Annotated in this window: 23 protein-coding genes; 14 read left to right on the top strand and 9 right to left on the bottom strand. The window is 65.5% G+C overall.

Features of this window, described 5'->3' with window-relative positions; genetic code table 11:
- Positions 1-11 precede the first annotated feature (11 nt).
- Together CH286_RS15350 and CH286_RS15345 are read right to left on the bottom strand one after the other, a co-directional pair.
- Positions 12-806 carry a TIGR03620 family F420-dependent LLM class oxidoreductase gene (locus CH286_RS15350; RefSeq protein ID WP_094609655.1) on the bottom strand — a complete coding sequence of 265 codons (795 nt, stop codon included), beginning with the start codon at positions 804-806 and terminating at the stop codon, positions 12-14.
- Positions 807-840: 34 nt separating this feature from the next.
- Entirely contained in the window at positions 841-1,677 is an 837-nt protein-coding gene (locus tag CH286_RS15345) for a helix-turn-helix domain-containing protein (RefSeq protein ID WP_094609722.1), read from the bottom strand.
- 102 nt (positions 1,678-1,779) lie between these two features.
- Here CH286_RS15345 and CH286_RS15340 point away from each other — a divergent pair, with 102 nt between their 5' ends.
- Entirely contained in the window at positions 1,780-2,550 is a 771-nt protein-coding gene (locus CH286_RS15340; protein WP_094609654.1) for an SDR family NAD(P)-dependent oxidoreductase, read from the top strand.
- Positions 2,551-2,572: 22 nt separating this feature from the next.
- Here CH286_RS15340 and CH286_RS15335 read toward each other — a convergent pair whose 3' ends face one another.
- From CH286_RS15335 to edd, 3 genes are all read right to left on the bottom strand, one after another.
- Positions 2,573-2,917 carry a CD225/dispanin family protein gene (locus CH286_RS15335; RefSeq protein ID WP_094609653.1) on the bottom strand — a complete coding sequence of 115 codons (345 nt, stop codon included), beginning with the start codon at positions 2,915-2,917 and terminating at the stop codon, positions 2,573-2,575.
- Between the two features lie 84 nt (positions 2,918-3,001).
- Positions 3,002-3,619: a bifunctional 4-hydroxy-2-oxoglutarate aldolase/2-dehydro-3-deoxy-phosphogluconate aldolase gene (eda, locus tag CH286_RS15330; protein ID WP_032402974.1), complete on the bottom strand. Its 618-nt coding sequence runs from the start codon at positions 3,617-3,619 to the stop codon at positions 3,002-3,004.
- 30 nt (positions 3,620-3,649) lie between these two features.
- A complete protein-coding gene (gene edd / locus CH286_RS15325) occupies positions 3,650-5,473 on the bottom strand; it encodes a phosphogluconate dehydratase (protein ID WP_094609721.1) in 1,824 nt (607 codons plus the stop codon).
- A 142-nt stretch (positions 5,474-5,615) separates the two neighbouring features.
- On the opposite strand from edd, the gene CH286_RS15320 reads away from it, so the two are divergent.
- The 6 genes from CH286_RS15320 (at position 5,616) to CH286_RS15295 (ending at position 12,732) form a co-directional block, all read left to right on the top strand.
- Positions 5,616-6,797 carry an ROK family transcriptional regulator gene (locus CH286_RS15320; RefSeq protein ID WP_094609652.1) on the top strand — a complete coding sequence of 394 codons (1,182 nt, stop codon included), beginning with the start codon at positions 5,616-5,618 and terminating at the stop codon, positions 6,795-6,797.
- Positions 6,798-6,931: 134 nt separating this feature from the next.
- Complete coding sequence (locus CH286_RS15315; protein WP_037153842.1) at positions 6,932-9,205, top strand: carbon starvation CstA family protein; 2,274 nt, start codon at positions 6,932-6,934, stop codon at positions 9,203-9,205.
- Complete coding sequence (locus tag CH286_RS15310; RefSeq protein WP_072692145.1) at positions 9,206-9,376, top strand: YbdD/YjiX family protein; 171 nt, start codon at positions 9,206-9,208, stop codon at positions 9,374-9,376.
- Positions 9,377-9,433: 57 nt separating this feature from the next.
- Complete coding sequence (locus CH286_RS15305; RefSeq protein WP_094609651.1) at positions 9,434-10,900, top strand: DNA-3-methyladenine glycosylase 2 family protein; 1,467 nt, start codon at positions 9,434-9,436, stop codon at positions 10,898-10,900.
- The gene (locus CH286_RS15300) at positions 10,897-11,394 is read left to right on the top strand and encodes a methylated-DNA--[protein]-cysteine S-methyltransferase (protein ID WP_094609650.1); all 498 of its coding nucleotides are present in this window, start codon (positions 10,897-10,899) and stop codon (positions 11,392-11,394) included. The genes CH286_RS15305 and CH286_RS15300 overlap by 4 nt, the downstream gene beginning before the upstream one ends.
- Before the next feature lie 96 nt (positions 11,395-11,490).
- The gene (locus CH286_RS15295; protein WP_032402970.1) at positions 11,491-12,732 is read left to right on the top strand and encodes an AI-2E family transporter; all 1,242 of its coding nucleotides are present in this window, start codon (positions 11,491-11,493) and stop codon (positions 12,730-12,732) included.
- Here the strand turns inward: CH286_RS15295 and CH286_RS15290 are convergent.
- Both CH286_RS15290 and CH286_RS15285 read right to left on the bottom strand, forming a co-directional pair.
- Positions 12,714-15,722: an AAA family ATPase gene (locus CH286_RS15290; protein WP_094609649.1), complete on the bottom strand. Its 3,009-nt coding sequence runs from the start codon at positions 15,720-15,722 to the stop codon at positions 12,714-12,716. The genes CH286_RS15295 and CH286_RS15290 overlap by 19 nt on opposite strands.
- Complete coding sequence (locus tag CH286_RS15285) at positions 15,719-16,903, bottom strand: exonuclease SbcCD subunit D (protein WP_094609648.1); 1,185 nt, start codon at positions 16,901-16,903, stop codon at positions 15,719-15,721. Before CH286_RS15285 ends, CH286_RS15290 begins: the two co-directional genes overlap by 4 nt.
- Positions 16,904-17,028: 125 nt before the next feature.
- Here CH286_RS15285 and CH286_RS15280 point away from each other — a divergent pair, with 125 nt between their 5' ends.
- Positions 17,029-18,195: a DNA recombination protein RmuC gene (locus CH286_RS15280; RefSeq protein ID WP_032380535.1), complete on the top strand. Its 1,167-nt coding sequence runs from the start codon at positions 17,029-17,031 to the stop codon at positions 18,193-18,195.
- Positions 18,196-18,215: 20 nt separating this feature from the next.
- Positions 18,216-19,388, top strand: coding sequence for a DUF6542 domain-containing protein (locus CH286_RS15275; RefSeq protein ID WP_176458259.1), 1,173 nt, complete (start codon positions 18,216-18,218; stop codon positions 19,386-19,388).
- A gap of 36 nt (positions 19,389-19,424) precedes the next feature.
- Here CH286_RS15275 and CH286_RS15270 read toward each other — a convergent pair whose 3' ends face one another.
- The gene (locus CH286_RS15270; RefSeq protein WP_032402967.1) at positions 19,425-20,432 is read right to left on the bottom strand and encodes a 4-hydroxy-3-methylbut-2-enyl diphosphate reductase; all 1,008 of its coding nucleotides are present in this window, start codon (positions 20,430-20,432) and stop codon (positions 19,425-19,427) included.
- 88 nt (positions 20,433-20,520) lie between these two features.
- Between CH286_RS15270 and CH286_RS15265 the strand changes: the two genes are divergently transcribed.
- The 3 genes from CH286_RS15265 to CH286_RS15255 are packed head-to-tail and all read left to right on the top strand — an operon-like array spanning position 20,521 to position 22,614.
- On the top strand, positions 20,521-21,117 hold the full coding sequence (locus CH286_RS15265) for a lipid droplet-associated protein (RefSeq protein ID WP_094609647.1): 597 nt from the start codon (positions 20,521-20,523) through the stop codon (positions 21,115-21,117).
- Entirely contained in the window at positions 21,114-22,376 is a 1,263-nt protein-coding gene (gene xseA, locus CH286_RS15260) for an exodeoxyribonuclease VII large subunit (RefSeq protein WP_094609646.1), read from the top strand. The genes CH286_RS15265 and xseA overlap by 4 nt, the downstream gene beginning before the upstream one ends.
- Before the next feature lie 13 nt (positions 22,377-22,389).
- Positions 22,390-22,614, top strand: a complete 225-nt coding sequence (locus tag CH286_RS15255; RefSeq protein WP_032380531.1) for an exodeoxyribonuclease VII small subunit — start codon at positions 22,390-22,392, stop codon at positions 22,612-22,614.
- Here the strand turns inward: CH286_RS15255 and CH286_RS15250 are convergent.
- On the bottom strand, positions 22,611-23,183 hold the full coding sequence (locus tag CH286_RS15250) for a DUF4245 domain-containing protein (protein ID WP_032402964.1): 573 nt from the start codon (positions 23,181-23,183) through the stop codon (positions 22,611-22,613). The two genes, CH286_RS15255 and CH286_RS15250, sit on opposite strands and share 4 nt — an antisense overlap.
- A 135-nt stretch (positions 23,184-23,318) precedes the next feature.
- Between CH286_RS15250 and glpX the strand changes: the two genes are divergently transcribed.
- On the top strand, positions 23,319-24,359 hold the full coding sequence (gene glpX / locus CH286_RS15245; RefSeq protein ID WP_032402963.1) for a class II fructose-bisphosphatase: 1,041 nt from the start codon (positions 23,319-23,321) through the stop codon (positions 24,357-24,359).
- A gap of 32 nt (positions 24,360-24,391) precedes the next feature.
- A complete protein-coding gene (locus CH286_RS15240; RefSeq protein ID WP_032402962.1) occupies positions 24,392-25,795 on the top strand; it encodes a class II fumarate hydratase in 1,404 nt (467 codons plus the stop codon).
- Positions 25,796-25,940: the final 145 nt, after the last annotated feature.

Here is a 25,940-nt window from a genome sequence, read left to right as displayed (position 1 = left end):
ATCTATGGAGTCTACTTTGACAACACCACCAGCTCGGACAGTGCCCGGCCAGCCTCGATACTCGACGCACCCAGCGGTGCCAGAACGACGTGATCTGCGCCGGCAGCGTGGTGCGCGGACACTCGCTCGGCGATGTCGTCGACACTCCCCCACACCGCCAAGCCGTCGACCAGACGGTCGCTGAGATCGTCGACATCCGCCTCGGTGAACCCCATGCGCAGGAAGTTCTGCCGATACCCAGGGACCGTGGCGAGAAAGCTCAGCGGTTCCCGAGCTGCAGCGCGCGCCCGATCCGGATCGGACTCGACCACGACGAACTGGTCGACCACCAACGTCGACCAGCCGAGTGCACTGCGCGCCTGCGCCGTCCACTCCGGCGTCACCAGCAACGCGATTGCGCCGGCAGCGCGGTCCCGCGCCATCTCTAACTTCTTCGGACCGAGCGCCGCAAGCAGAAGGTGATCGGCGGGCACCTCGAGCTCGTCGAGGTACTTCCTCAACCCAGCCAAAGGCCGAGCACTCTGCGGCCCACCGAGGCCGAGGACGAATCGACCGGTGCCCGAGAGCTCGTCGAACAGTTCACCGGTCTGCGCAGGCGAGTACACATCGACCGGCACGATCCCCGGAACGATGGTCGCAGTCTCGGTCGCGTGGACCAGATCGGCCAGCCTGCCGAGTCGATCGAGCTGCCCACCCGGCAACCAGACCGAGGTGAATCCGAGTGATTCCAACTCGCGTGCGTCGTCGAGGTGCGACGGTGACACGTCGATGGAAATGCCGATTGTGCCGAGACCGAGTGTGTCCATGGCTACGACGCTAAAACCTCGAGTGTTGTTCAGGTCAAGAGGTGATCGCCGAACTCGGGTCCCAGCTCGCCAGGATCGGCAGTACTTTCGCCGTACTCGACCCTTCCTCGACCGTGTAGACGATCAGACTTTGATCCGGCTCGCTCGGCGACGTCAGAAACTCGATCCCGAATTGGAGGGTGCCCGCCGCCGGGTGCTGAATGATCTTGGTTGCACCTGCAAATTCGGCGACCTCGTGATCGCTCCACCATTGCTCGAAACATGTCTCCGACGAACGCAATTCGTCGATCAACGCCGTCAGGGTCGGGTCTCCCGGTCGACGGGCAAGATCGCGGCGAAGCGCCGCGACCGAGGCCGCCGCGAACTGCGACCAATTGACGATTCGCTCGCGGGCGATGGGATTGCGAAACAGATAGTGGAACAACGAGTGATCAGCGGGCGGTTGCAGACTCAGTACGGATCGAACCAGCGAGTTGCTGGCCAGGACGGCCCCGCTACGCCCGAGCAGAATCACCGGCACATGGTCGAGCGCCTTCATGACCTGTAGCAGCCCCGGATTCGGTAGCTGCGCAACATCCTCGGTGGGCATCGCCGGGGACGCGAGATCGAGTAGATGTGCGGACTCGACCTCATCGAGCTTCAACGCGCCGGCGATTGCCCGCAGCACCTCGGTCGACACGTTGGCCTGACGACCCTGTTCGAGTTTGCTGTAGTAATCCGGACTCACTCCGGCCAACGCTGCCAGCTCTTCGCGCCGCAGCCCCGGCACCCGTCGGGCACCGGGATACGTACGAATCCCCGCCTCGATCGGGGTCATGCGGTCGCGCCGATCACGCAGAAACGCGCTGAGGGCGGACCTGTCCTTGTTCACGAATTCCACAGTAGCGACATGGGCGATTGCCAACCTGGTCATGACAGACCTAGGCAGAACGACGCCTGGTTGACTGCCTCGACCGACCGTAGACATAGCGTCATGACTTCTTCTACTTCTCCGCAGCTCCTCGGACGCACCGCCGTCGTCACCGGATCGACCAGTGGGATCGGTGCTGCCATCGCGCTGACCCTCGCCGCCCAGGGGGCATCGGTGGTCGTCAGCGGCCGCGACGCCGAGCGCGGCAAGGCCCTGGCGCACAGCATTTCCGAGACAGGCGGCACTGCGGCCTTCATCGACGTCGATCTCTCGGGCAGCTACCAGGAGCTCCGCGAATTCGCCGCCCGCAGCACCGACGCTCTCGGCGGCCGCGTCGACATTCTCGTCAACAACGCCGGCATCTATCCAGCCACCGCCACCGCGGACCTGCCCGATGATCAGCTCGACGCGATGCTTGCCGTCAACGTCCGAGCTCCACACGTGCTCGTCGGCGAGCTGGCCCCGGCCATGGCCGAGCGCGGTAGCGGAGTCATCGTCAACATCGGGTCGTGGATGGCCACGATGGGCAGCCCCTTTGCCGCTATGTATTCCGCCACCAAGGCAGCCGACGAGCAACTGACCCGCAGTTGGGCTGCAGAATTCGGCCCACGCGGCGTGCGAGTGAACTCCCTCGCGCCCGGAGCGACTCTGACTCCGGGCAACGAGGATGCTCGTCAAGTCCTCGACGCGATGACGGCCGGCACGCCGGCAGGCACAGTGCTCTCTCCGCAGGACATCGCCGACGGCGTTCTGTTCCTGGTCTCGGACAACGCGGCGATGGTCCACGGGACGACCCTCTACGTCGACGGCGGCATCTCGGTGACCCGCGGGTGAGCAGCACACCGCCGTCGACCGGTCACATGGTCGAGACGACCAAGCCGATGAACGCAAGGTAGAGAACGATGAAGGCACCGAAGATGATCAGCGACAGCTTCCCGAAGAACCCGGCCCGATTCGACGAATACTCTGCTCCCTGAACGTCTCCCATCATCCACAGCGGGTGCACCTTCAGTGCGTGGTTGAACGCGGGAATGGCCAGCGGCCAGAAGAAGATGACGGCCACGACGGCCCAGCCTGCATTGGAGGACGGCAGAGCAGCTGGCTGCGGATACGGCTGCGGATACGGCTGCGCGGCCGGAAAGGACTGCCCCGCTGGAAACGACTGTGCGGCTGGGAACGGTTGCTCGTACGGACCTGACATGAGAATTTCCCCCGATTGTTCGATGACGGACAACCAGTAGGACGCCGCACCGTCACGTCTGGTTCCATCGGAGGACGGGGAATCTCAGACCAATTCGGCTGTGGCTGCCGCAAGAGCGACGATTGCATCCCAATCTTGTTCTGCGACAGCCGCGGCCGGAGTGAGCCACGATCCCCCGACGCATCCGACGTTCGGCAGCGCCAGGTACGTCGACGCATTGGCGGTGGAGATTCCACCCGTCGGGCAGAAGCGTGCGGCCGGGATCGGCGAGTGGATCGACTTCAAGAAATTCGCACCACCGGATGCTTCGGCCGGGAAGAACTTGAGCTCGGTGTAACCGGCTTCGAGCAGCGTGAGCACCTCGGATACCGTTGCGGCACCGGGCAGATGCGGTAGTCCGGTATCACGCATGGCCTTCGTCAGTGAAGGCGTGCAGCCGGGCGAGACCAGGAACTGAGCACCCGCGTCGGCGGCCTGCTTGGCCTGGCCGGGAGTGACGATCGTGCCCGCGCCGACGAGGATCTCGGGGACCTCCGCCGCGATGCGCTCGATGGCGTCGAGTGCCACCGGAGTCCGCAACGTCAGCTCGATGACGGGCACTCCGCCCGCCACCAGGGCACGTGCGATCGGAACAGCATGATCGAGGTTCTCGATGACGACGACGGGGATGACGGGTACGCGGTCGAGCAGAGATGCAGTCACGTTCTTACCTTCTTGTGGAGTTACAGGGACTCAGCGCATGACGAACATTGCGCCCTCGTCGGCAGGGCCGACGAGCGCACGCATGCCCGAGAACAGGTCACGACCGGTGCTGGACCATTCGTCCTTGTCCAGGACTCGTCCGGTGACCGGTCGAGCCTCGAACTCGTCGAGCGGAACGTCGATCGACAATGTGCCGTCGAGAGAGTCGAGGGTGATGATGTCACCGTCGAGAATTTTCGCGATCGGTCCCCCACTCGCAGCTTCGGGAGTGAGATGGATTGCTGCAGCAACCTTTCCGGAGGCCCCGGACATCCGGCCGTCCGTGATCAGCGCTACGGACCGACCCTTGTCCTGCAGGATTCCCAGAGCCGGGGTCAGCTTGTGCAACTCGGGCATGCCGTTGGCCTGCGGGCCCTGATAACGCAGTACCGCAACGAAGTCGCCGTCGAGGAGCCCTGCATCGAATGCCTCGAGGAAGTCCGCTTGGTCGTCGAACACTCGCGCCGGTCCGGTGACCACCCGATGTTCGGGTGCCAATGCAGACGTCTTGATGACACACTTTCCGATCGGCCCGGTCAGCATCTTCAGTCCGCCGTCGGCGCTGAACGGCTCGTCCGCGCCACGTAACACGGTGTCGTCGTGGCTCATCCGAGTACCGTCCTGCCACATCACCCCGTCGCCGTCGAGCTTCGGTTCCTGTGTGTAGCGCCGCAGGCCCTGTCCGGCAACGGTTTTCACATCCTCGTGCATCAATCCGGCGTCGAGTAGAGACCCGATGACGAACCCGAGTCCACCGGCCGCGTGGAAGTGGTTGACGTCGGCTTTGCCGTTGGGGTAAATCCTGGCCATCAGCGGCACCACGGCCGACAGATCGGACAGGTCCTGCCACGTCAGCGTGATGCCGGCAGCTCTCGCGATGGCGACGAGGTGCATCGTGTGGTTGGTCGAGCCGCCGGTGGCCAGCAGTGCAACGCAGCCGTTGACGATCGACTTGACGTCGACGACCTCCCCCACCGGGGTGTAGTTGTCTCCGAGGGACGTCAGACCGGTGACGACGTGCGCGGCCTCGCGGGTGAGCGCGTCGCGCATCGCGGTTCCGGGGTTGACGAACGACGAGCCCGGCAGATGCAGACCCATGACCTCCATGAGCAGCTGGTTGGAATTGGCCGTTCCGAAGAACGTGCACGTGCCACTGCCGTGATACGACGCGGCCTCGGCGTCCAGCAGTGCCTCACGGCCCACCTTGCCCTCGGCATACAACTGACGAGCTTTTGCCTTCTCGCCGTTGGGAAGTCCGGATGTCATCGGGCCCGCGGGCACGAACACCGCAGGCAGATGGCCGAAACTCAGTGCGCCGATGAGCATTCCGGGGACGATCTTGTCGCACACGCCGAGCATCAGGGTGGCGTCGAACATGTCGTGGGACAACGCAATTGCCGTCGACATCGCGATGATGTCCCGACTGAACAGGGACAGCTGCATGCCGTCGCGGCCCTGCGTGATGCCGTCGCACATCGCTGGGACGCCACCGGCGAACTGCGCGATGCCACCGGCGTCGATGACCGACTTCTTCAGTACGGCCGGGTATGTCTCGAACGGCTTGTGCGCCGAGAGCAAGTCGTTGTAGGCGGAGACGATCGCGATGTTGGGCTTGACCATGCCGCGCAGCGCTTGCTTGTCGGCCTTCCCTGAGGCCGCGAATCCGTGGGCGATATTGGCGCAGGCGAGTCGGCCACGCGCCGGGCCTCGAGCCCCGGCAGCAGCGATTCGAGCGAGATATTTCGTGCGGTCGGACTGGCTGCGGTCTGCGATGCGGTCGGTGACCTGACGCAGAACCGGGTGAAGTGTGTCCATGAGCATCTCCGATGTTCGGTCTCTCACGACTCAGCCTAGAGCCGGTTAAGTCGATCAGCAACCCAACATATGTTTTTAAAAGTTCTAAGTAGCAATTCTTAGGGTGTTGCCGTAAAAGTTGCCAGTTGGTTGAATGGCGTATATGTCGATGCCGCGCCTGAGCGCTCCACCTGCGACCGCAGGTGAGATCTTTGCTCTGGTTCGCGACGGCGAAGCCGACACCCGCGCCGAATTGGGCCGGATCACCGGACTGTCTCGCTCGGCCGTCGCCTCCCGGGTCGCTGCACTCGCCGGACTCGGCTTGATCATCGAAACCGAGGACACTCAGTCGACGGGTGGACGCCCCCCTGCGCGCTTGTCCTTCGACGTCGACGCGGGTGCCGTACTCGCGGCCGCGATCGGACGAAGCCGCTCGCAACTGGGCGTCTTCACTCTCGGTGGGGAGTTCCTCGCCGGCGATACCGTCGATCAGGAAATCGGCATCGGGCCGGACGAGCTGATGCCGCAGATCACCAAGCGATTGCAGGCATTGCTCGACGAATCGCACCGAACCGAACATCGCATTCTCGGCGTCGGCCTGTCCATCCCCGGCACCGCCGACACCGCGCGCGGGTGCAGCCTGGACTCACCGATCATGCACGGCTGGGACGGAGTGCCACTGGCCCCGTTCTTCGCCGACACCACATCTGCTCCGGTCTTTCTCGACAACGACGCCAACGCGATGGTCCTCGCCGAACGCCGGGACAATCGAGATCGCTTCCAGAACGCCCTCTTGGTCAAGGCCTCGACGGGTCTCGGTGCCGGGATCGTCGCGGGCGGCGCACTACAGCGTGGATCACTGGGCGCAGCAGGCGAATTCGGCCACACCAAGACCGCAGCCGCAGCGGGCGTCGCGTGTCGGTGCGGCGACAGTGGTTGCCTCGAGGCCATTGCCGGCGGCTGGGCATTGGTGCGCGCGTTGAACGAGCAGGGCCGAGAAGTGGGACACATCCGCGGTGTTGTCGACCTCGCGGTCAGCGGTGACCCCGAAGCACGCAGACTCATCCGCGACAGTGGACGCCACATCGGCGAAACCCTGGCCGGAGCCGTCAATCTGCTCAACCCCGAGGTCCTCATCGTCGGCGGCGACATGGCCAATGCGTACGACATCTTCGTTGCAGGACTGCGCGAGACCGTCTACGGAAACGCGACTGCGCTGGCCACCAAGGCTCTCACCATCCAGGCCACCACCCACGGCGACCTCTCCGGGGTCATCGGTAGCGCAGCACTGGTGCTGGATCAGGTACTCAGTGCCCGGGCCGTCGACGACGCTCTCGGTAGCTGACGGCCCCGGAGACATTTCCGTTCGTCGCACTCCAGCGACCGCCGGGCGCAACGCGATGCGTCGATTCGAGGACGAGCACCGGCTGCCCACATAGGGTGATCGCAGTCACACCTGCGATCCTGGAGACCCCACACATGTCACTGAAAGCACCCGACGATCCACACGTCGAACTGCTGAAGACAGATCCCGACCTACCACCCGTCGGCGTCGTCGAGTCACATCCGATGACGCCGATCAAGCGTCTGATGCTCGTCGCGATCGGCCTCCTCGGCGGTGTCGCCTGGACGATCATCGCCATCGTGCGCGGGGAGAACCCCAACGCCGTCTGGTTCGTCATCGCCGCCGTCTGCACCTACATCTTCGCGTTTCGCTTCTACGCCAGGTTGATCGAACGCAAGATCGTCTTTCCTCGAGACGACAGAGCCACACCGGCCGAGATTCTGGAAAACGGCAAGGACTACATGCCGACCGATCGTCGGGTGCTGTTCGGCCACCACTTCGCCGCGATCGCCGGAGCCGGCCCCCTCGTCGGACCCGTTCTCGCCGCCCAGATGGGCTACCTACCCGGCACGATGTGGATCATCATCGGCGTCGTGTTCGCCGGTGCCGTCCAGGACTTCCTGGTGCTGTGGATCTCGACGCGCCGCAACGGCCGCAGCCTCGGCCAGATGGCCCGCGACGAACTCGGCGTCGTCGGTGGTACCGCGGCGCTGATCGCGGTGTTCGTCATCATGATCATCCTGATCGCGGTGCTGGCACTCGTCGTCGTCAACGCGCTCGCCGAAAGCCCATGGGGCGTCTTCTCCATCGCGCTGACCATCCCGATCGCACTGTTCATGGGCGTGTACCTGCGCTACCTGCGACCGGGCAACGTCACCGAGGTCTCGCTCATCGGTGTCGTCCTGCTGCTGTTCGCCATCGTCGCCGGCGGCTGGGTTGCCGAAACAGAGTGGGGCACCGACTGGTTCACCCTCTCCAAGGTGACCGTCGCCTGGTTGCTGATCGGCTACGGCCTGCTCGCCTGCATCCTGCCGGTGTGGCTGTTGCTCGCACCGCGCGATTACCTGTCGACGTTCATGAAGGTCGGCACCATCGCGCTGCTGGCCGTCGGTATTCTCATCGCTCGTCCCGAGATCCAGATGCCCGCCATGACGAGCTTCGCCACCGAGGGCAACGGCCCGGCATTCGCGGGATCGCTGTTCCCGTTCCTGTTCATCACCATCGCCTGCGGTGCACTCTCCGGTTTCCACGCTCTGATCTCCTCCGGCACCACGCCGAAGTTGCTCGAGAAGGAAAAGCAGATGCGGATGATCGGCTACGGCGGCATGCTCACCGAGTCGTTCGTCGCCATCATGGCGCTCATCACCGCCTGCGTTCTCGATCAGCACATCTACTTCGCATTGAACGCACCGGCAACGTTGACCGGCGGCACTCCGGAGACTGCGGCAACGTACGTCAACGGATTGGGCCTGAGTGGCGGCGACATCACCCCGGCCGAATTGAGCCAGGCGGCAGCCGATGTGGGCGAGGAATCGATCATCTCCCGTACCGGCGGCGCACCGACACTCGCGTTCGGTATGTCCGAGGTACTGCACCAGGTATTCGGCGGCGAATCGCTCAAGTCGTTCTGGTACCACTTCGCGATCATGTTCGAGGCCCTGTTCATCCTCACCACGGTCGATGCAGGCACCCGCGTCGCGCGCTTCATGCTCTCCGACAGCATCGGCAACCTGCCCGGAGCCTCGGCCAAGAAGTTCAAGGACCCGTCCTGGCGTCCCGGAGCCTGGATCTGCTCGCTGATCGTCGTCGCAGCCTGGGGCGCAATCCTTCTCATGGGCGTCACCGATCCACTGGGCGGCATCAACACCCTGTTCCCGCTGTTCGGTATCGCCAACCAGTTGCTCGCGGCGATCGCGTTGACAGTGGTGATGGTCATCGTCGTCAAGCGTGGCCTCTACAAGTGGGCCTGGATTCCCGGGGTCCCGCTGGCCTGGGACCTCATCGTCACCATGACGGCGTCGTACCAGAAGATCTTCTCCTCGACCCCGGCCATCGGCTACTGGACTCAGCACTCGCAGTTCCGCGACGCCAAGGCGCAGGGTCTGAGCGAGTTCGGCAGCGCCAAGACACCCGAGGCCATCGACGCCGTCATCCGTAACACCTTCATCCAGGGCACGCTGTCGATCGTCTTCGCGGTACTCGTCCTGGTGGTCGTGATCGCCGGAGTGTGGGTGTGTATCAAGGCCGTTCGCGGAGCTGATCTGCCCGACAACGAAGAGCCGGAGGTGCCGTCGAAGATCTTCGGTCCCAGCGGCTTCGTGCTCACTCCGGCCGAGAAGCAAGTGCAGGCCGAGTGGGACGAGCTGATCGACGCGGGCACCGTCCGTAGACCCGGATCGGCGCACTAGATGCGCGGGCTGTGGTGGTGGATCACCTCGGTGATGGGCGACCACGATTACGACCGGTACGTCGCCCACCTGGCTCGGCACCACCCGGGTCAGGAACCGCCGACCGTGCGTCAGTACTGGAAGGACCGGCACGCGGAAGCGGACCGAAATCCGGGGGCACGGTGCTGCTGACACGGTGCTGTCCGATTTCCGCTAGCACTGGCGGGATCGCGCTGACACAGTAGGTACATGAGCAGCGAACGGCAGGTGCAAGAACTGGACTTCGATCGGTGTTATCGCGCGGTCTCCTCGCGTGACGCACGGTTCGACGGCCAGTTCTTCACCGCCGTTCGCACCACCGGCATCTACTGCCGCCCGTCCTGCCCGGCGCGCACACCCAAGCCGGGCAACGTCTCGTTCCTGGCCACGGCCGCCGCAGCTCAACAATCCGGCTATCGTGCGTGCCGCCGCTGCCAGCCCGACGCCACCCCCGGTTCCCCGCGGTGGAACATCCACTCCGACCTCAGCTCTCGCGCTATGCGACTGATCTCCGACGGGGCCGTCGAGCGCGGCGGCGTCGACGGCCTCGCCAGCACCCTCGGTTACTCGAGCCGACAACTGACTCGGGTGTTGACCGCCGAGGTCGGTGCAGGCCCGCTGGCATTGGCCCGCGCGCACCGAGCACACACCGCCCGCACACTGATTCAGACTACGGACATGTCGATGTCCGACATCGCCTTCGCAGCAGGCTTTTCCAGCGTTCGGCAGTTCAACGACACCGTCAAGGAAGTGTTCGCCGTCGATCCATCGACGCTGCGGCGGGAGGCACACCGCACCGCGGTGACAACCGCGGGTGGAACGGTCACGTTGCGACTGCCCTACCGCCAGCCGTTGGACCGCGGCTGGATCGAGTGGTTCCTTCGTGGTCACGTGGTCGAGGGCATCGAATCGTTCTCCGAGGACGGGGAATACGTCCGATCACTGCGCCTGCCGCACGCCGGCGGACTGGTGGCTCTGCGGGTGATGGACGGATTCGTCAGTGCCGCAGTGACATTGCAGGACATGCGCGACCTCGCTCCCGCCGTCGCCCGAATCCGACATCTCCTCGACCTCGACGCCGATCCACTTGCCGTCGACGACGCCCTGCACGCCGACCCGCAGTTGGCACCGAGTGTCGAGGCCCATCCAGGAATTCGGGCCCTCGGGGTGGTCGACGGCGCAGAGATGGTGCTGCGCACCGTGATCGGACAACAGATCTCGTTGAAGGCGGCGGCCACCCACACTGCCCGGCTCGTCGACGCGCTCGGCGCACCACTCGACCTCGGCAACAACACCGTCACCAGGTTGTTTCCCGAGGCCGCCGTCATCGCCGAACGCGGTCACGAGGTTCTCACCGGCCCTGCGGCCCGCGTCCAGACCGTCATCCGCGTCGCCGACGCCATCGCGTCGGGAACCGTCGAGCTGCATCCCGCGCGCGAGGGTCCCGAACTGGAGCGAGAACTACTGGCGCTCAAGGGCATCGGACCGTGGACCGCTCGCTACGTCGTGATGCGGCTGCTCGGCGACCCCGATGTTCTCCTCGACACCGATCTCGTCGTCCGCCAAGGCGCTGCTGCGCTGGACATCTCGTTGAAGAACTCCGCCCGCTGGGCACCGTGGCGCTCGTACGTCTCGATGCACCTGTGGATCACCGCACTGGAAAGAAGACAACCATGACCGCTACCTCAGCCACCCGAGACACCCCGATCGGCCCGTTCACCACCATCGTCGACGCCGATCAGCGCGTACTCGCGTCGGGCTGGACCGATGACATCGAGGAGCTGCGAATCCTGATTCACCCGACGATGCGACCCGACACCGTTCGCAGTGCCGCCGACCTCGGCACGGTCACCGACGCCGTCGACGCCTACCACCGCGGCGAACTCGATCGGATCGACGATGTGCCCGTCGCGCAACGGTCCGGTGAATTCCTGATGCACGCCTGGGATGTGCTGCGCACCGTCGAACCCGGCGCTCCGGTGACCTACTCCCGATTCGCGGAGCTGTCTGGCCGACCCGCCGCTATCCGCGGTGCGGCGTCCGCCTGTGCGCGCAATGCGGCTGCGCTGTTCGTGCCGTGTCACCGGGTAGTCCGTATCGGCGGTGCCCTCGGCGGATTCCGTTGGGGATTGCCCGCCAAGAAATGGCTGTTGGCACACGAGAGCGCCTGACCGCTGCCGCGTCGGGTGGCGGTGGCCCGCGGCCTAACGGTCCCGGGCGTTATGGTTCTTCACGATCCGCCATCCGCCGAATGTGAGGAAGCCCCAGTGACCGAATCGGCAGTGCCAGGAAAATCCACGGCATCCGCCAAGCCCGACAAGGACCGCGGGGACCTCATCGGGGTCGGCGGCCTGTGGCTCGCCAAGTGGTCGCTCATCCTGGTGTCGATCGCGGCCGGAGCCTGGGTGTTCGGTTGGCTGATCGGTCATCTGTGGGTGATCCTGTTGCCGGTCCTGCTCGCAGTCATCGTCGCGACGGTGTTGTGGCCGCCGGCGAAACTGATGATGCGGCTCGGATTTCCTCCCGCGCTGGCCGCGTCGGTCTCGCTCGTGGTGTTCTTCGTCGTCATCGGCGGCGTCATCACCCTGATCATTCCGTCGGTGGCCGAGCAGGCTCCCGAGTTGGTGGACCAGGCGTCGGGCGGAATCGCGCAGGTTCAGGACTGGCTGAAGGGCCCGCCGCTGAACATCGGCGACGACCAGATCGACTCGGCCGTGTCGGCGATCGTGTCGCGTCTACAGGACAGCGGCGAGGTCATCGCCACCGGCGTGTTCACCGGCGTCTCCGCCGCCGGCTCGCTGCTGGTCACTCTCGCGTTGGTGCTGGTTCTGTCGTTCTTCTTCGTCAAGGACGGTCCGAAGTTCCTGCCGTGGCTGCACGGGTTCTCCGGTGGCCGCGCCGGACGCCATCTGGGCGAGGTGCTCTCGCGGATGTGGGCGACGCTGGGCGGATTCATCCGAACTCAGGCCATCGTCAGTTTCATCGACGCCTTCTTCATCGGCCTCGGACTCGTCATTCTCGGCGTTCCGCTGGCACTGGTACTCGCAACGCTGACATTCCTCGGTGGGTTCATCCCGATTGTCGGTGCTTTCGTCGCGGGTGCGCTCGCAGTTCTCGTGGCCCTGGTGGCGAACGGGCTGACCACGGCGCTGATCGTGCTCGCCATCATCGTCGCGGTGCAGCAGTTGGAAGGCAATGTGCTGCAGCCGATTCTGCAGAGTCGAAGCATGAACCTGCATCCGGCGATCGTGCTCCTCGCGGTGACGGGCGGCAGCTCGTTGTTCGGCATCATCGGTGCATTCCTCGCAGTTCCGGCCGCTGCTGTTGCCGCAGTGCTGATCCGATACCTGTCCGAACAGATCGACGCACGCTCGAACGAACCGGACCAGGACGAACTGGAAGACGAGATCCCGCCGCCCGAGGGACTGACCGACGAGCAGGCCGGTCTGGACGACGAGGGCGAGTCGAAGCCCGACAAGACTGCGTCAGGTCAGGACGCGACGACCTGAAGCGTCGAACCGGTGCGCTCCCGTTTGACGTAGAGGCGACTGGGAATGCGCTGGCGCATCTCGTCGACGTGACTGACTACGCCGACGACGCGTCCGCCTGCGCGTAGTTCGTCGAGGACGGCCATCACCTGCTCGAGAGTGTCGGCATCGAGCGTGCCGAACCCCTCGTCGATGAACATGGTGTCGAGTACGACGCCACCGGATTCGGCGGCCACCACATCTGCGAGTCCGAGCGCGAGGGCGAGCGAGGCGAGGAACGCCTCGCCGCCCGAGAGAGTCTTCGCCGAGCGCACGACACCGGTGTAATCGTCACGGATGTCGAGGCCGAGACCACCGCGCTTGCCCCTCGCACCCGCCTCGTCGGAATGGACGAATTCGTATCGCCCCGAGGACATCCGACGCAGTCGCGCCGAGGCCGACTCGGCGACGTCCTCGAGCCGGGACGCAAGAACATAGGACCGCAGCGACATCTTCCTGGCATTCTGACCGCGCCCGGCCACCACGTCCGCCAGGTTGGCGAGCTCGTCGAATTCCGCGCGTTGCGGCGCGATGGCCTCGGCCGCAGTCGACAGTTCGGCGATCAGCCGTTCCAGATCGTCTGCGCGCCTTCGGCATTCCGCTACCGTGGCGGCGGCGGATCTGACCTGCCGGTCCAGCTCGGTACAGGCCTGACGCAGCGGATCCAGGTCCACCGGCGCATGCCCGTCGACGGCAACGATGGTGGGCTCACGTAGTACGTGTTCGGCATGCGCCCGACGCTCGTCGGCGGCGCGGAGTTCGGCCTCGATTCGCTCGACGCGATCGGCGGTCAGAACGGCCCCGGCAGCGGCCTCGACGGAGGCGAAACTCGATGCGGTAACTCGTCGATCCAGCTTGGCGCGCAGCGCATCGGACTGTGCGGTGGCGTCGAGCCAGACGATCCGTGCCTCCTGGATTCTCCGCGCACCGTCTATCAGGGCCTCACGTTCGGCAATTCGATCGATCAGCGACTCGCCCTCGCCCACTTCCTGCGACACCGACGCACGCATCTGCGTCAGCGATTCCTCGGTGGCCGATATTCGCTCGTCCACGGCCACGCGGGACGCGACGAGGTTGTTGAGTGTGACCGTCAGTTCGTCCGTCTCACGGCGCAGTCGGCTCAGTTCCGCCCGCGCCGGATCGGCATCCGCGGCGCTCACACGGGCATCCTGCACCGAACTCGTTGCGGTATCGAGGGCCTGGGTCAGCTCCGCAAGAGTCGCTCCCCCGGTGCGATCGTGCAGCAGGTCCACTGCGAGTCTGGCCTCCGCGACAGCCCCGACCGCCTGATCGAGGGCGGCAGCTGCCTTACGTTCGGCAGCGGCTGCCTTGTCTTCCTGCGCCTTGGTCACCGTCGACGTCGAGGCCGCAGCGGGGTGAGGATGCGCGGCCGATCCACACACCTGGCACGGCTCGCCGACTTTCAAGCGGGCCGCCAGCTCTGCTGCCATCCCGTCGATGCGGCGCTCACGAAGATCGAGCAGGTGCTCCCACGCGGTGTTGTGTGCGGCGGCGGCAGTGTCGCGGGAACGTTCGCTCTCGAGAAGCGCGGCGCGCTTGCGTACCAATTCGATGGCGGATTCGGCGGCCACGCGAGCCCGTTCGCAGCGCTCGTCGAGGCCCGGAAGCTGTGTCGCGGCGGCATCGGCTCGCGCTACCCGAGATTCGGCGGCCGCGATCTTCTCGGGCATCGACGCCTGCCGCTGCTCGGTGCGCTCGATCTGCGCTGCAATGCTGCGTTGTTGTGCTCGATAGTCGACCAGGGCACCGTCGAGCTTGTCTGCTTCGCGTACGACCCCGAGCAACGACTGCATACGTGCGACGTCGGTGGTCCAGTCGCGCACGAACTGCGCGACGACGGTGCGCTCGTCCGCAGGATCGCCCGGCACGGGTGGCCAATGCAGGGCGTCGTGAAACCGCTGCCCCTCCAGCGACGTCGGTAGCTCGCGTTCGGCTGCGGCCAGCGCGGCGGTAGCCGCCTCGCCCGCCGCACGTGCCAGAGACAGATCCGCAGCGGCGTCGGCGATCGGTCCTGCGGCCGCGGAATCTGCCAGCTCGGTTCTGCGCGCTGCTCGTGCCGCCTCCCCCTCGTGGTGCTGAGCGAGTTGCTCCTCGGCGAGAGCACGCCTGCGCTGCAGATCCAGAACGATCGTGGCCTGAGCCAGCGCCTCGGACGCCCGCCGAGCTGCCGCGTCGACCAGCACCGCGCGCCCCTGAGCAAGGGTCCGATTCTGGCGAGCGTCGGTCAGGACGTCGGCCGCCCAGTCGAGCGGGTCCTGTTGTTGGCGGTCGTCGGTGACGGGGTCGGGCACTCCCGATGCCTGCGACACCCGCCCGAGCATGATGTCGATGTTGTGGTGGGCATCGGCGAGATCGGCCGCCAATTCTCGGCGGCGCTGCGCGAACCACTCTTCGACGTCACCGAATCGGCCTGTGTCGAAGAGCCTTTCGAGCAGGCTCCCGCGCTCGTCACTGTCGGCTCGCAGGAATCGCGCGAATTCGCCCTGCGGTAACAGCACCACCTGAAAGAACTGGTCGGCGCTCATTCCCAGCAACGCGTTGACGGCGTCGCCGATCTCGCTCAGCCGGGTGAGGTTCTGCCCGCTACCGTCGAGCCAGGTGAGACTGGCTTTGGCGTGTTGCTTGGTGGTTCCGGTGCTTCTGAGCTTGGGGCGCAAGAACTCCGGACTGCGCACGATTCGGATGCGCCGTCCGCCGAGGGTCGCCTCGAGGGTCACCTTCGGTACCGCTCCCACGGCCGCGTGGTCGGACAGCAGTCGCTTACCCTCGCGGCGCGCCCCTGGCACGGTTCCGTACAGGGCAAACGCCACGGCGTCGAGAACCGTCGTCTTGCCGGCCCCCGTGTGCCCGTGCAACAAGAAGAGCCCATCGGCTCCGAGCGCATCGAAATCGACCGTCTCGGTACCCGCGAAGGGTCCGAAGGCGGTGATCTCGAGCGAGTGCAGCCTCATGCAGCACCGCGGTCTGCGGTAGCTCCGTCGGTGACCTCGTCCTCGCGCTGTACCGACGCCAGAGCGCGGGCCAGCAATGCGGACTCCGCTGCGGTGGGTTCGCTACGCATGTCCGTCAGGAACGAGGTGGCAATGGCGAGATCACTGCGACCGCGCACCCGGTCGCGGTAGCGAAGCTCTCCCGACCCCTCGGGGCGACGCCACTCGAGGTGTATCGCGTGCCGAAACCGCTGCTGCAGCAACCGCATTGCGTCCACCGGACGGACGTCGTCGGTGAGCACGGCAGAGACGTAGTGGTCCTCGACATCGGAATAGGTTGCGTCCGAGAGCAATTCCTCGACCGTACCTTCGATGCGGGCGAGCCCGCGCACCACCGGCAGGTCCACTCGCTCGACGCTGCCGAGTCCGTTCGCGTCGAGTTCGAGAATCCACACGGCCTTGCGGTGCGATCGCTCGCCGAACGAATACGGCAGAGGAGACCCGGAGTACCGCACTCGGTCGGTGAGAATCTGCGGAGAATGCAGATGACCGAGCGCGACGTAGTCGACTCCGTCGAACGCCGACGCCGGTGCGGTTTCGATGCCACCGGAGGAAATGGACCGCTCCGATCCGGTCGCCTCACCACCGACGATGAACGCATGCGCCAGCACGACCGACCGAACATGTTCTCCTGCAGCGGCTCTCGCATCGAGGTCGCCGCGAACACGATCCATCGCGGCTCCGAGCACCTCGGCGTGGGTACGCGCTGCAGGAACATCGAGTTCCAGGCGGGTGGTCTCCGGCTCGAGATACGGAATGCCGTAGAACGCAACGCCGCCGTGCTCGTCGTCGATGACGACCGGTGTGGCGACATCGCCCACCCGAGTCATCAGGTGCAGGCCTCCCGCCGAAGCGAACGCAGCACCGGCTCCCAGCCGAGCCGGGGAGTCGTGGTTGCCCGACGTCGCGACGATGACGGCACCCGCTGCTCGAATTGCTTCCAGCCCGCGATTGCAGACCAGCACGGCGTCGGCGCTGGGCACAGCACGATCGTAGATATCGCCCGGTACCACCACCACATCGATCGATTGTGCCGCAACCAGTTCCGCGATGGACCCCAGCACAGCGCCTTGATCGGCCAACAGGTCGACACCGTGAAAGGTGCGACCTATGTGCCAGTCCGAGGTGTGCAGGATTCTCATGCGTTCGACGCTATCGGCAAGCACCGACAAACTATTCGAGGCGCGTCGGCCTGTCGGGAACTGAGGACGGTCAACGAACTCCGCGCAACGAAGTCTGTCGGTACCTTCCTGCATCATCTGTTTCCATGAACATTCTCACGGCGTTCGGCCTGCTCGTGGCCCTCGGCATCGGTGCGGTGGTGGGCTGGTTGCTGCACGCCTCGCGGATGGGCGACAGAGCTGTGCGGGCCGAGGCGCAACTGGCTGCGCTGCGCGAGCACGAAGGCATGCTTCGGCAGTCGCTGAGCGCGGTCAACGAGGATTCCGCTCGGCGACACTCCACCGTGATCGGGCAACAGGTCTCGCACCTGGTCGAGCCGTTGCACGATGCCGTCGATGCACTGTCCGAGCACGTCCGGCAAGTCGAACACAATCGAATCAGGGCCTACGCAGGATTGTCCGAGCAGGTCACCGGCATGCATCGAGCGTCGATGCATCTGTCCACCCAGACCAGCCAGTTGGTGACGGCGCTGCGCGCCCCGCAGATCAGAGGACGGTGGGGAGAGATCCAGCTCGAGCGGGTCGTCGAGCTCGCGGGCATGCTCAAGCACTGCGATTTCGACACTCAGGTCAGCAAGGACGGCATCAGACCGGACATGATCGTCCGTCTCGCCGGCGGTCGTCAGATCGTCGTCGACGCCAAGGTGCCGTTCGCGGCCTACCTCGATGCTGCTCAGGACGATGCCCCGGGCGCTCGCGAGAAGAACCTGCGACGTCACGCCAAACAGCTGCGGACCCACATCGATCAGTTGGCCGACAAGGCGTACTGGGAGGCGTTCGAGCCGACGCCGGAATTCGTCGTGCTGTTCGTTCCCGGCGACCCGTTTCTGGATGCAGCACTGACGTCCGATACCGGCCTGCTCGAGTACGCCTTCGGAAGGAACGTGATCCTGGCCACCCCCACCACCCTGGTCGCGCTGTTGCGCACGGTGGCATACACCTGGAAGCAGGAGTCGTTGGCCGAGGACGCGGCGCGCATCCAGCAGTTGGGGCGCGAGTTGTACACCCGCATCGGCGTCGTGTCGACGCACTTGGACAAGCTCGGGGCCAATCTGGGCAAGGCCGTGGACTCCTTCAACTCCACCGTCGGATCGGTGGACTCCAGGGTGAGCGTGACGGCGAGAAAACTGCACGAACTCGAGCTGTTCGACGCCGAGCCGGTATCGATCGGTCGGGTGGACGGGCGCCCCACACTGTCCGATTCGTCCCGCTACCGGCACGACTTCGGTCATGTCGACGATGCAGTCGGCTGAACTACGGCTAACCTCGAGGGGTGTCTACCTCCCAACGTGCCCGATCCGGGGTACCGCTGGATCACCGATCCATCCTCGCGACTCTGCCCGGTGTGCCCGCGTGGGGTGCCGTCGCGATCGCCGCAGGCCTGACTTTCCTCGGGTTTCTCATCGATGCCGCCCGCGGCACCGAGCTGACCGGCGCGTTCGCGTTCTTCTACATCCTCGGCTGCATCGCTGCCGTGGTGCTCGTTCGTTACCGCGGGCTGTTCACCGCGATGGTGCAAGCTCCGCTGATCCTGTTCGTCGCCGTACCGCTGTCGTACCAGTACTTCACCGACAACGCAGGTACCAGCCTCAAGGACATCATTCTCAACGTCGCGATTCCGCTGGTCAATCGCTTTCCGTTGATGCTGCTCGGTACCGTCGTGGCCGTCGGACTCGGAGCACTGCGCATCGTGCTCAAGCGGCAGAACACACATGCCCCCGCCGTTCGGCGAAGCCAGAAGGCCGAGGGCACCGCTCGTCGAAGCTCGAGGTCCGAGAGTGCAGTACGCCGCACTCCGAAGACCGGTGACGACAAGCCCACCCGTGCGCAGCGACGTGCGCAGGAAGAGCGTCCCGAACGCACCCGGAGACGGGCTAACCCGTCGGCCGATCGCAGCGCCGTCTCCGCGACGGAGGCCACCGATATCGTGTCCGAGCCGTACGTCGGCCGAAGAGCATCCGATTCCCGTTCCAATCCGGCTCCGCGCACGTCACGGGTCGTGGATCCGAGTGCGAGCCCACGCCGCTCGTCCGGGGCGGTACCAGCGCCGCAGAGCCGACACTCCGGAACCGACTCACCTCGGCAGGATCACGCCAGGTCGGAGCACCAGAAGCCCGATTACCAGCGTCCGCAGTACCCACAGGCTCAGCCTCAGCAGCCTCAGGCCCGGCAATCACCGCGGCCGCAGTCGGGCGAACCTCGGTACTCGACGGAGCCTCGCCGCCCGCGGTCGACCCAGGTGCAGCCTCCCCGTGAGGTCCCCGGCCCGTACGCCACCGGCTCCCGGCCCGTCGTGACTCCACAGACCACCTCGTCGAGCCAGACCAGCTCGTCGACCGACGCGAATCAGGCTCCCGGCAACCACTCGCTGCCCGGCGCTCATCGGGACGACATTCCGCCGCATCCGGTGCCGCAGGTTCGCTACCGCGACCGCCACACGGACTGAACGAGTCCCGTGGGCGTCGGCGATCGGGTCGAAGACCTACCGAGCCGGACGAAGTTCGCGGGGAAGTGAGAACACCAGCGTCTCGTTTGCCGTGGTGACCGGCTGCACGTCTGCGTAGCCGTGCTCGGCGAACAGGTCGATGACACCCTGCACCAGGATCTCCGGCACCGACGCACCCGAGGTGATGCCGATGGTCTCGACCCCGTCGAGCCAGGCGAGGTCGATCTCCTTGGCGTAGTCGACGAGGTAGCTGGCCCGCGCACCGGCGTTCAGCGCAACCTCGACCAGACGCACCGAGTTCGACGAGTTCTTCGAGCCGACGACGATCACCAGATCGCATTCCGGAGCCATTGCTTTCACCGCGACCTGACGGTTCTGGGTGGCGTAGCAGATGTCGTCGCTCGGCGGGTCCTGCAGCGTCGGGAATCGCTCGCGGAGCTTGGCGACCGTCATCATCGTCTCGTCGACGCTCAGAGTGGTCTGCGACAACCAGATCACCTTGTTCTCGTCGCGGACGGTGACGTTGTCGACCGACTCGGGGCCGTCCACCAGCTGGATGTGCTCGGGAGCCTCACCTGCGGTGCCCTCGACCTCCTCGTGACCCTCGTGACCGATCAGGAGAATGTCGTAGTCGTCGCGAGCGAACCGCTTCGCTTCCTGGTGCACCTTGGTCACCAACGGGCAGGTGGCGTCGATGGTGCGCAGGTTCCGCTCCGCGGCGGAGGTGTGCACGGCCGGGGATACGCCGTGCGCCGAGAACACGAGCAGGGAACCCTCGGGCACCTCGTCGGTCTCCTCGACGAACACCGCGCCGCGATCGGACAGCGTCTCGACGACGTGCCGGTTGTGCACGATCTCCTTGCGCACGTAGACCGGCGCACCGTGTTGTTCCAATGCTTTCTCGACGGTCTCGACCGCACGATCGACACCTGCGCAGTAGCCACGGGGCTCCGCGAGCAGCACTCGCTTACCCCCGGCGTACGCGGACTTACCCGCGCCGGCTGATTGTGCGATACCAAGATTCAGAGGAACGGCCGAAGACATACCTCCAGGATACGTGTAGGTCGGAACCACGCTGCGTCTCCAGCCTGTCGGCTACCCAAAGTTCACGACTTCGGGCAGTCTGGTGGGCATGACTCGAGTCCCCTTTGCAGCTCGCGTGGCCGCTGGCGTCGCAGTGACCGTGGTAGAAGAGGCTCGCAAGCTTCCCGGTTCCGCCCTGATGCTGCCGATGACGGTTGTCAGTGAAGCGCTGGCCCGCGGTATGCGATTTCAACAGCAGGTGACGGCGCTGGCCATCAAGGGCGATCTGATCATCGCGACCCTGCCGGTTGTCGGCACTCCGCGCGAGGAGCAGCCCGCGTGGGCCTCATTCGACGAGGACGACGACGCTTTCGATACCCCTGTCATCACCGACGACGTCGATGTACCCGATGCGCCGGTGGCCGAGCCGGTCGCCGCCAACGGCCGCTTTGCGCTGTACTCGACGCCTCCGCTGGACGAGCCCGTCCAGGACACCTCGGCCAAGCGGGCTCCGTCCATCGACAAGCCCGAGATCGTCGAGATGATCGACTTCGACACCCTCGCGCTGGCGCAGCTGCGCGCACGGTTGCGCACACTCTCGGTCGAGGACCTCGAAACTCTGCTGGACTACGAGAACGACACGCTCGCCCGCGCGCCGTTCCGGACGATGCTGGCCAACCGAATCACCACCGCCAAGGCCAAGTGAGCACTCCCCCACCTCAGTCCGGTCCTACCCAGCCAGGCGCGAGCACCGCCGAACAGCCATGGCCGGTGCGTACCGTCGCGATGAAGGTCGCCGGCTGGATCGACAAACTCGGCAGCATCTGGGTCGAGGGGCAACTCACCCAGATCAACGCCAGACCCGGCACCCGCACGGCCTTTCTGACGCTGCGTGATCCGTCGGCCGACATGTCGTTGTTGGTGACGTGTTCGCCTCAGCTACTCGACCGTTCGCCTGTTCCGCTGACGGAGGGCGCACGCGTCATTCTCTACGGCAAACTGTCGTTCTTCACCGGCCGCGGAACCATTTCGCTGCGCGCCACCGACATTCGCGCTGTGGGCGTCGGCGAACTGCTCGCCCGCATCGAACGTCTCCGAGCTCTGCTCGCCGCAGAGGGGTTGTTCGACCCGCGCCTCAAGCGACCGTTGCCGTTTCTGCCCGGCACCATCGGACTCATCACCGCCAGGGCCAGCGCAGCCGAGAAGGATGTCCTCACCGTCGCCCAGAGGCGTTGGCCTGCGGTTCGATTCGAGGTCCGCAACACCCCGGTTCAAGGACCTCAGGCGGTGCCGGCGATTCTTGACGCGCTGAAAGACCTGAACGACGACCCCGCTGTCGACGTCATCATCCTGGCCCGCGGCGGTGGCAGCGTCGAGGATCTGCTGCCGTTCTCGGACGAGGCTCTGTGCCGCGCCATCTCTCGGGCCACCACACCGATCGTCAGCGCGATCGGTCACGAGCCCGACAGTCCGCTCAGCGATCACGTCGCAGACCTACGCGCCGCAACCCCCACCGATGCCGCCAAACTCGTGGTGCCCGACGCCGTCGCCGAGCAAGCGCTGGTGTCGGAGCTGAAGTCCAGAAGCGCTGCAGCTCTGCGTAACTGGGTCGAGCGCGAGGCACGTGGCCTCGATATGCTCCGGCACCGACCGGTATTGGCAGATCCACTCGCCTCACTCGAGCAGCGACGCGAGGAAATTCGACGCCTGACCGACGCGGCACGACGCGACGTGCAGCGCGAACTCACCACCCAGGACACGCTCGTCGAACATCTGCGGGCGCGGCTGTCGACGCTGGGACCGGCTGCCACACTTGCTCGGGGCTACGCCGTCGTGCAGCGGGTGGTGGCGGGCTCCGACCCCGAAGTGCTGCGTTCGGTGGACGACGCGCCGCCGGGTACACAGATCAGAGTGCGGGTGGCCGACGGTGCCGTCACCGCCGCAGTGATGGGCCGAGTGAAATGACGAAGGAGATTCGATGAGCGAGAACGAAGACAAGCCGGTATCGGAACTGGGCTACGAGGAAGCCCGTGACGAACTGGTGGGAGTGGTGAGGATTCTCGAGCAGGGCGGGCTCGATCTCGATGCGTCCCTGGCTCTGTGGGAACGCGGCGAGCAACTGGCATCGCGCTGCGAGGAACAGCTTGCAGGCGCCCGCAAGCGGATCGAGACCGCGCTCGCGAGCACCGAGAAGGACGGCTAGGGAACGAGCGGTTCGGTGGCCTCGAGGATCGACGCGAGAGTGGTGAAGTCCTCGGTGGTTGCGGTGCCGCCCAGCAGTATTCGGACGTCACCGAAATCGGAGACCCAGTAGTTTCGCGAACCTTCCTCGCCGTAGACCACCCAATCTCGACCCGACACGTTCTGTGCGCCCGACGCGTACGCAGTTTCACTTCCGGCCACGAACGGAACCAGCTGTTCCTCGGACGCCGAAGACTGGGTCAGTTGCAAGTAGGCACCGGTACCGGTGATGTATCCGACAGTCGATACCGCTCCGCCGTTGTCGCCGGAGATGGTCGCGCGACTGCCCGAGTTGGGCGTCCAGCCCTCGGGAACACTCGGATTACGCACCGGGAAGCCGATTTCGGATGCGTCGTACTGCAACGCGGTGTTCACGTCGAAGTTGGGGATGGGCCCCTGCTTGGGGCCACCGGGGCTCAGCGAGCACTGGCTGGCCACACCCGCGATCAGCAAACAGGCAATGACCAGCGGAATGAGCGACCAGACCATGTCGCGGTTGTTGTTGAGAATCCGAGGTTTGCTGTTCGCCACTTCACCAGTATCCCCTCTGCGCGGCAGTGCTCGGTCGGCGCGTACCTCACAGTCGACCCGACCCCACCGCAGGCATCACAGAAGTGAGATAATCGCGCCTGGGTAACACCCCACCAACCAGGAGGCTACAAACCGATGACGGCCAGCACCGAGTCCACTCGCGCCATGGCGCCAGATCGCAACCTCGCACTCGAACTCGTACGCGTCACCGAGGCCGGTGCGCTCGCATCGGGCCGCTGGGTCGGTCGCGGCGACAAGGAAGGTGGCGACGGAGCAGCGGTCGACGCCATGCGTCAGTTGGTCGCCTCGGTCTCGATGCGCGGCGTCGTCGTCATCGGTGAAGGCGAGAAGGACGAAGCGCCGATGCTCTACAACGGCGAAGAGGTCGGCAACGGCAACGGACCGGACGTCGACTTCGCCGTCGACCCCGTCGACGGAACGACGCTGATGGCCAAGGGCATGCCCAACGCCATCTCGGTCCTCGCCGTCGCCGAGCGTGGCGCGATGTTCGACCCGTCCGCCGTCTTCTACATGGAGAAGATCGCCGTCGGTCCCGATTACGCGGACGTCATCGACATCACCGTCCCCGTCGCCGAGAACATCGCTCGGATCGCCAAGATCAAGAAGGGATCTGCGTCGGACGTCACGGTGTGCATCCTCGATCGCCCGCGGCACGCCGAACTGATCCAGCAGGTGCGCGACGCCGGATCCCGCATCCGGTTGATCTCCGACGGTGACGTGGCCGGTGCGATCGCCGCCGCTCGTCCCGACTCGGGCACCGACATGCTCATCGGAATCGGCGGCACGCCCGAGGGCATCATCGCCGCCGCCGCGATGCGGTGCATGGACGGTGCCATCCTGGGGCGTCTGGCACCCACGGACGACGACGAGAAGCAGAAGGCCATCGACGCGGGCCACGACCTGGACCGCGTCCTCGACACCAAGGACCTCGTCTCGGGTGAGAACGTCTTCTTCACCGCCACCGGCGTCACCGACGGTGACCTGCTGCGCGGCGTTCGCTACGCAGGCGGCGGTGCGCACACCCAGTCCATCGTCATGCGATCCAAGTCCGGCACCGTGCGCATGATCGACGCCTACCACCGCCTCGAGAAGCTGCGCGAATACTCCTCGGTCGACTTCGACGCCGACGAATCCGGCCAAGCACCGTCCTTCTGATCCCTGAAACCACGACTGGCAAAGTAAGGCTCATGACGCAGACAGACGAACAGCAGTTCCGGATCGAACACGACACCATGGGAGAGGTTCGCGTTCCCATCGACGCACTCTGGCGTGCCCAGACTCAGCGTGCGGTGGAGAACTTCCCCATCTCGGGACGTCCGCTCGAGCGCACCCAGATCCGCGCGATGGGTCTGCTCAAGGCAGCCTGCGCACAGGTAAACAAGGACCTGGGCCTGCTCGACGGCGCTTTGGCCGACGCGATCATCGCAGCGGCCACCGAGATCGCCGACGGCAAGCACGACGACCAGTTCCCGATCGACGTCTTCCAGACCGGCTCGGGCACCAGCTCCAACATGAACGCAAACGAGGTCATCGCGTCGATCGCCAAGGCGAACGGCGTCGAGGTGCACCCCAACGATCACGTGAACATGTCGCAGTCCTCCAACGACACGTTCCCGACGGCCACCCACGTTGCCGCGACCGAGGCAGCAGTCACCTCACTGGTGCCTGCGCTGAAGCACCTGCACGAGGCACTCGCCGCCAAGGCTGTCGAGTGGAAGACCGTCGTGAAGTCCGGCCGCACCCACCTCATGGATGCCGTGCCGGTCACCCTCGGCCAGGAATTCGGCGGCTACGCCCGTCAGATCGAGGCCGGCATCGAGCGCGTCGAGGCCACCCTGCCCCGACTGGGTGAGCTCCCCATCGGCGGCACCGCCGTCGGCACCGGCCTCAACGCACCCGACGGCTTCGGCCCGAAAGTTGTTGCAGAACTGGTCAAGTCGACCGGCATCGATGCGCTCACCGCAGCCAAGGATTCGTTCGAGGCCCAGGCCGCACGCGACGGCCTCGTCGAGGCATCGGGCGCACTGCGCACCATCGCGGTGTCACTGACCAAGATCGCCAACGACATTCGCTGGATGGGATCGGGACCGCTCACCGGACTCGGCGAGCTCGCCCTCCCCGACCTGCAGCCCGGTAGCTCCATCATGCCCGGCAAGGTCAATCCCGTTCTGCCCGAAGCTGTTACGCAGGTCGCCGCACAGGTCATCGGCAACGACGCCGCAGTTGCCTTCGGTGGCGCATCGGGTGCATTCGAGCTCAACGTGTACATCCCGATGATGGCGCGCAACGTCCTCGAATCGTTCAAGCTGCTCGCCAACGTCTCGGTGCTCTTCGCCGACAAGTGCGTCGTCGGCTTGGTTGCGAACGTCGATCACCTCAAGACTCTCGCCGAGTCCTCGCCGTCCATCGTGACGCCACTGAACTCGGCAATCGGCTACGAGGAAGCGGCAGCCGTCGCCAAGCAGGCACTGAAGGAAAAGAAGACGATCCGTCAGACGGTCATCGACCGCGGACTGATCGGCGACAAGCTCAGCGAGGCAGAACTCGACAAGCGCCTCGACGTCCTCGCCATGGCGAAGGTCAAGGACTAGCTTCCCCGCTTGCCCCGCCGGACCCCTGAACGCGTGAATGGTCCATTGCATTGCACTGGACCCCGTGGGTTGGACTGCTCAATGCAAAGCCTAGGCGGCGAGGGCCTGAGCTCGGTATCGCACCGGGCTCAGGCCGTCGAGGCGT

This window comes from Rhodococcus sp. WWJCD1, assembly GCF_002258735.1.
Classification (GTDB): domain Bacteria; phylum Actinomycetota; class Actinomycetes; order Mycobacteriales; family Mycobacteriaceae; genus Rhodococcoides.
The sequence above is the reverse complement of the archived record's forward strand: the minus strand, read 5'-3'. Positions and strand labels throughout refer to the sequence as shown.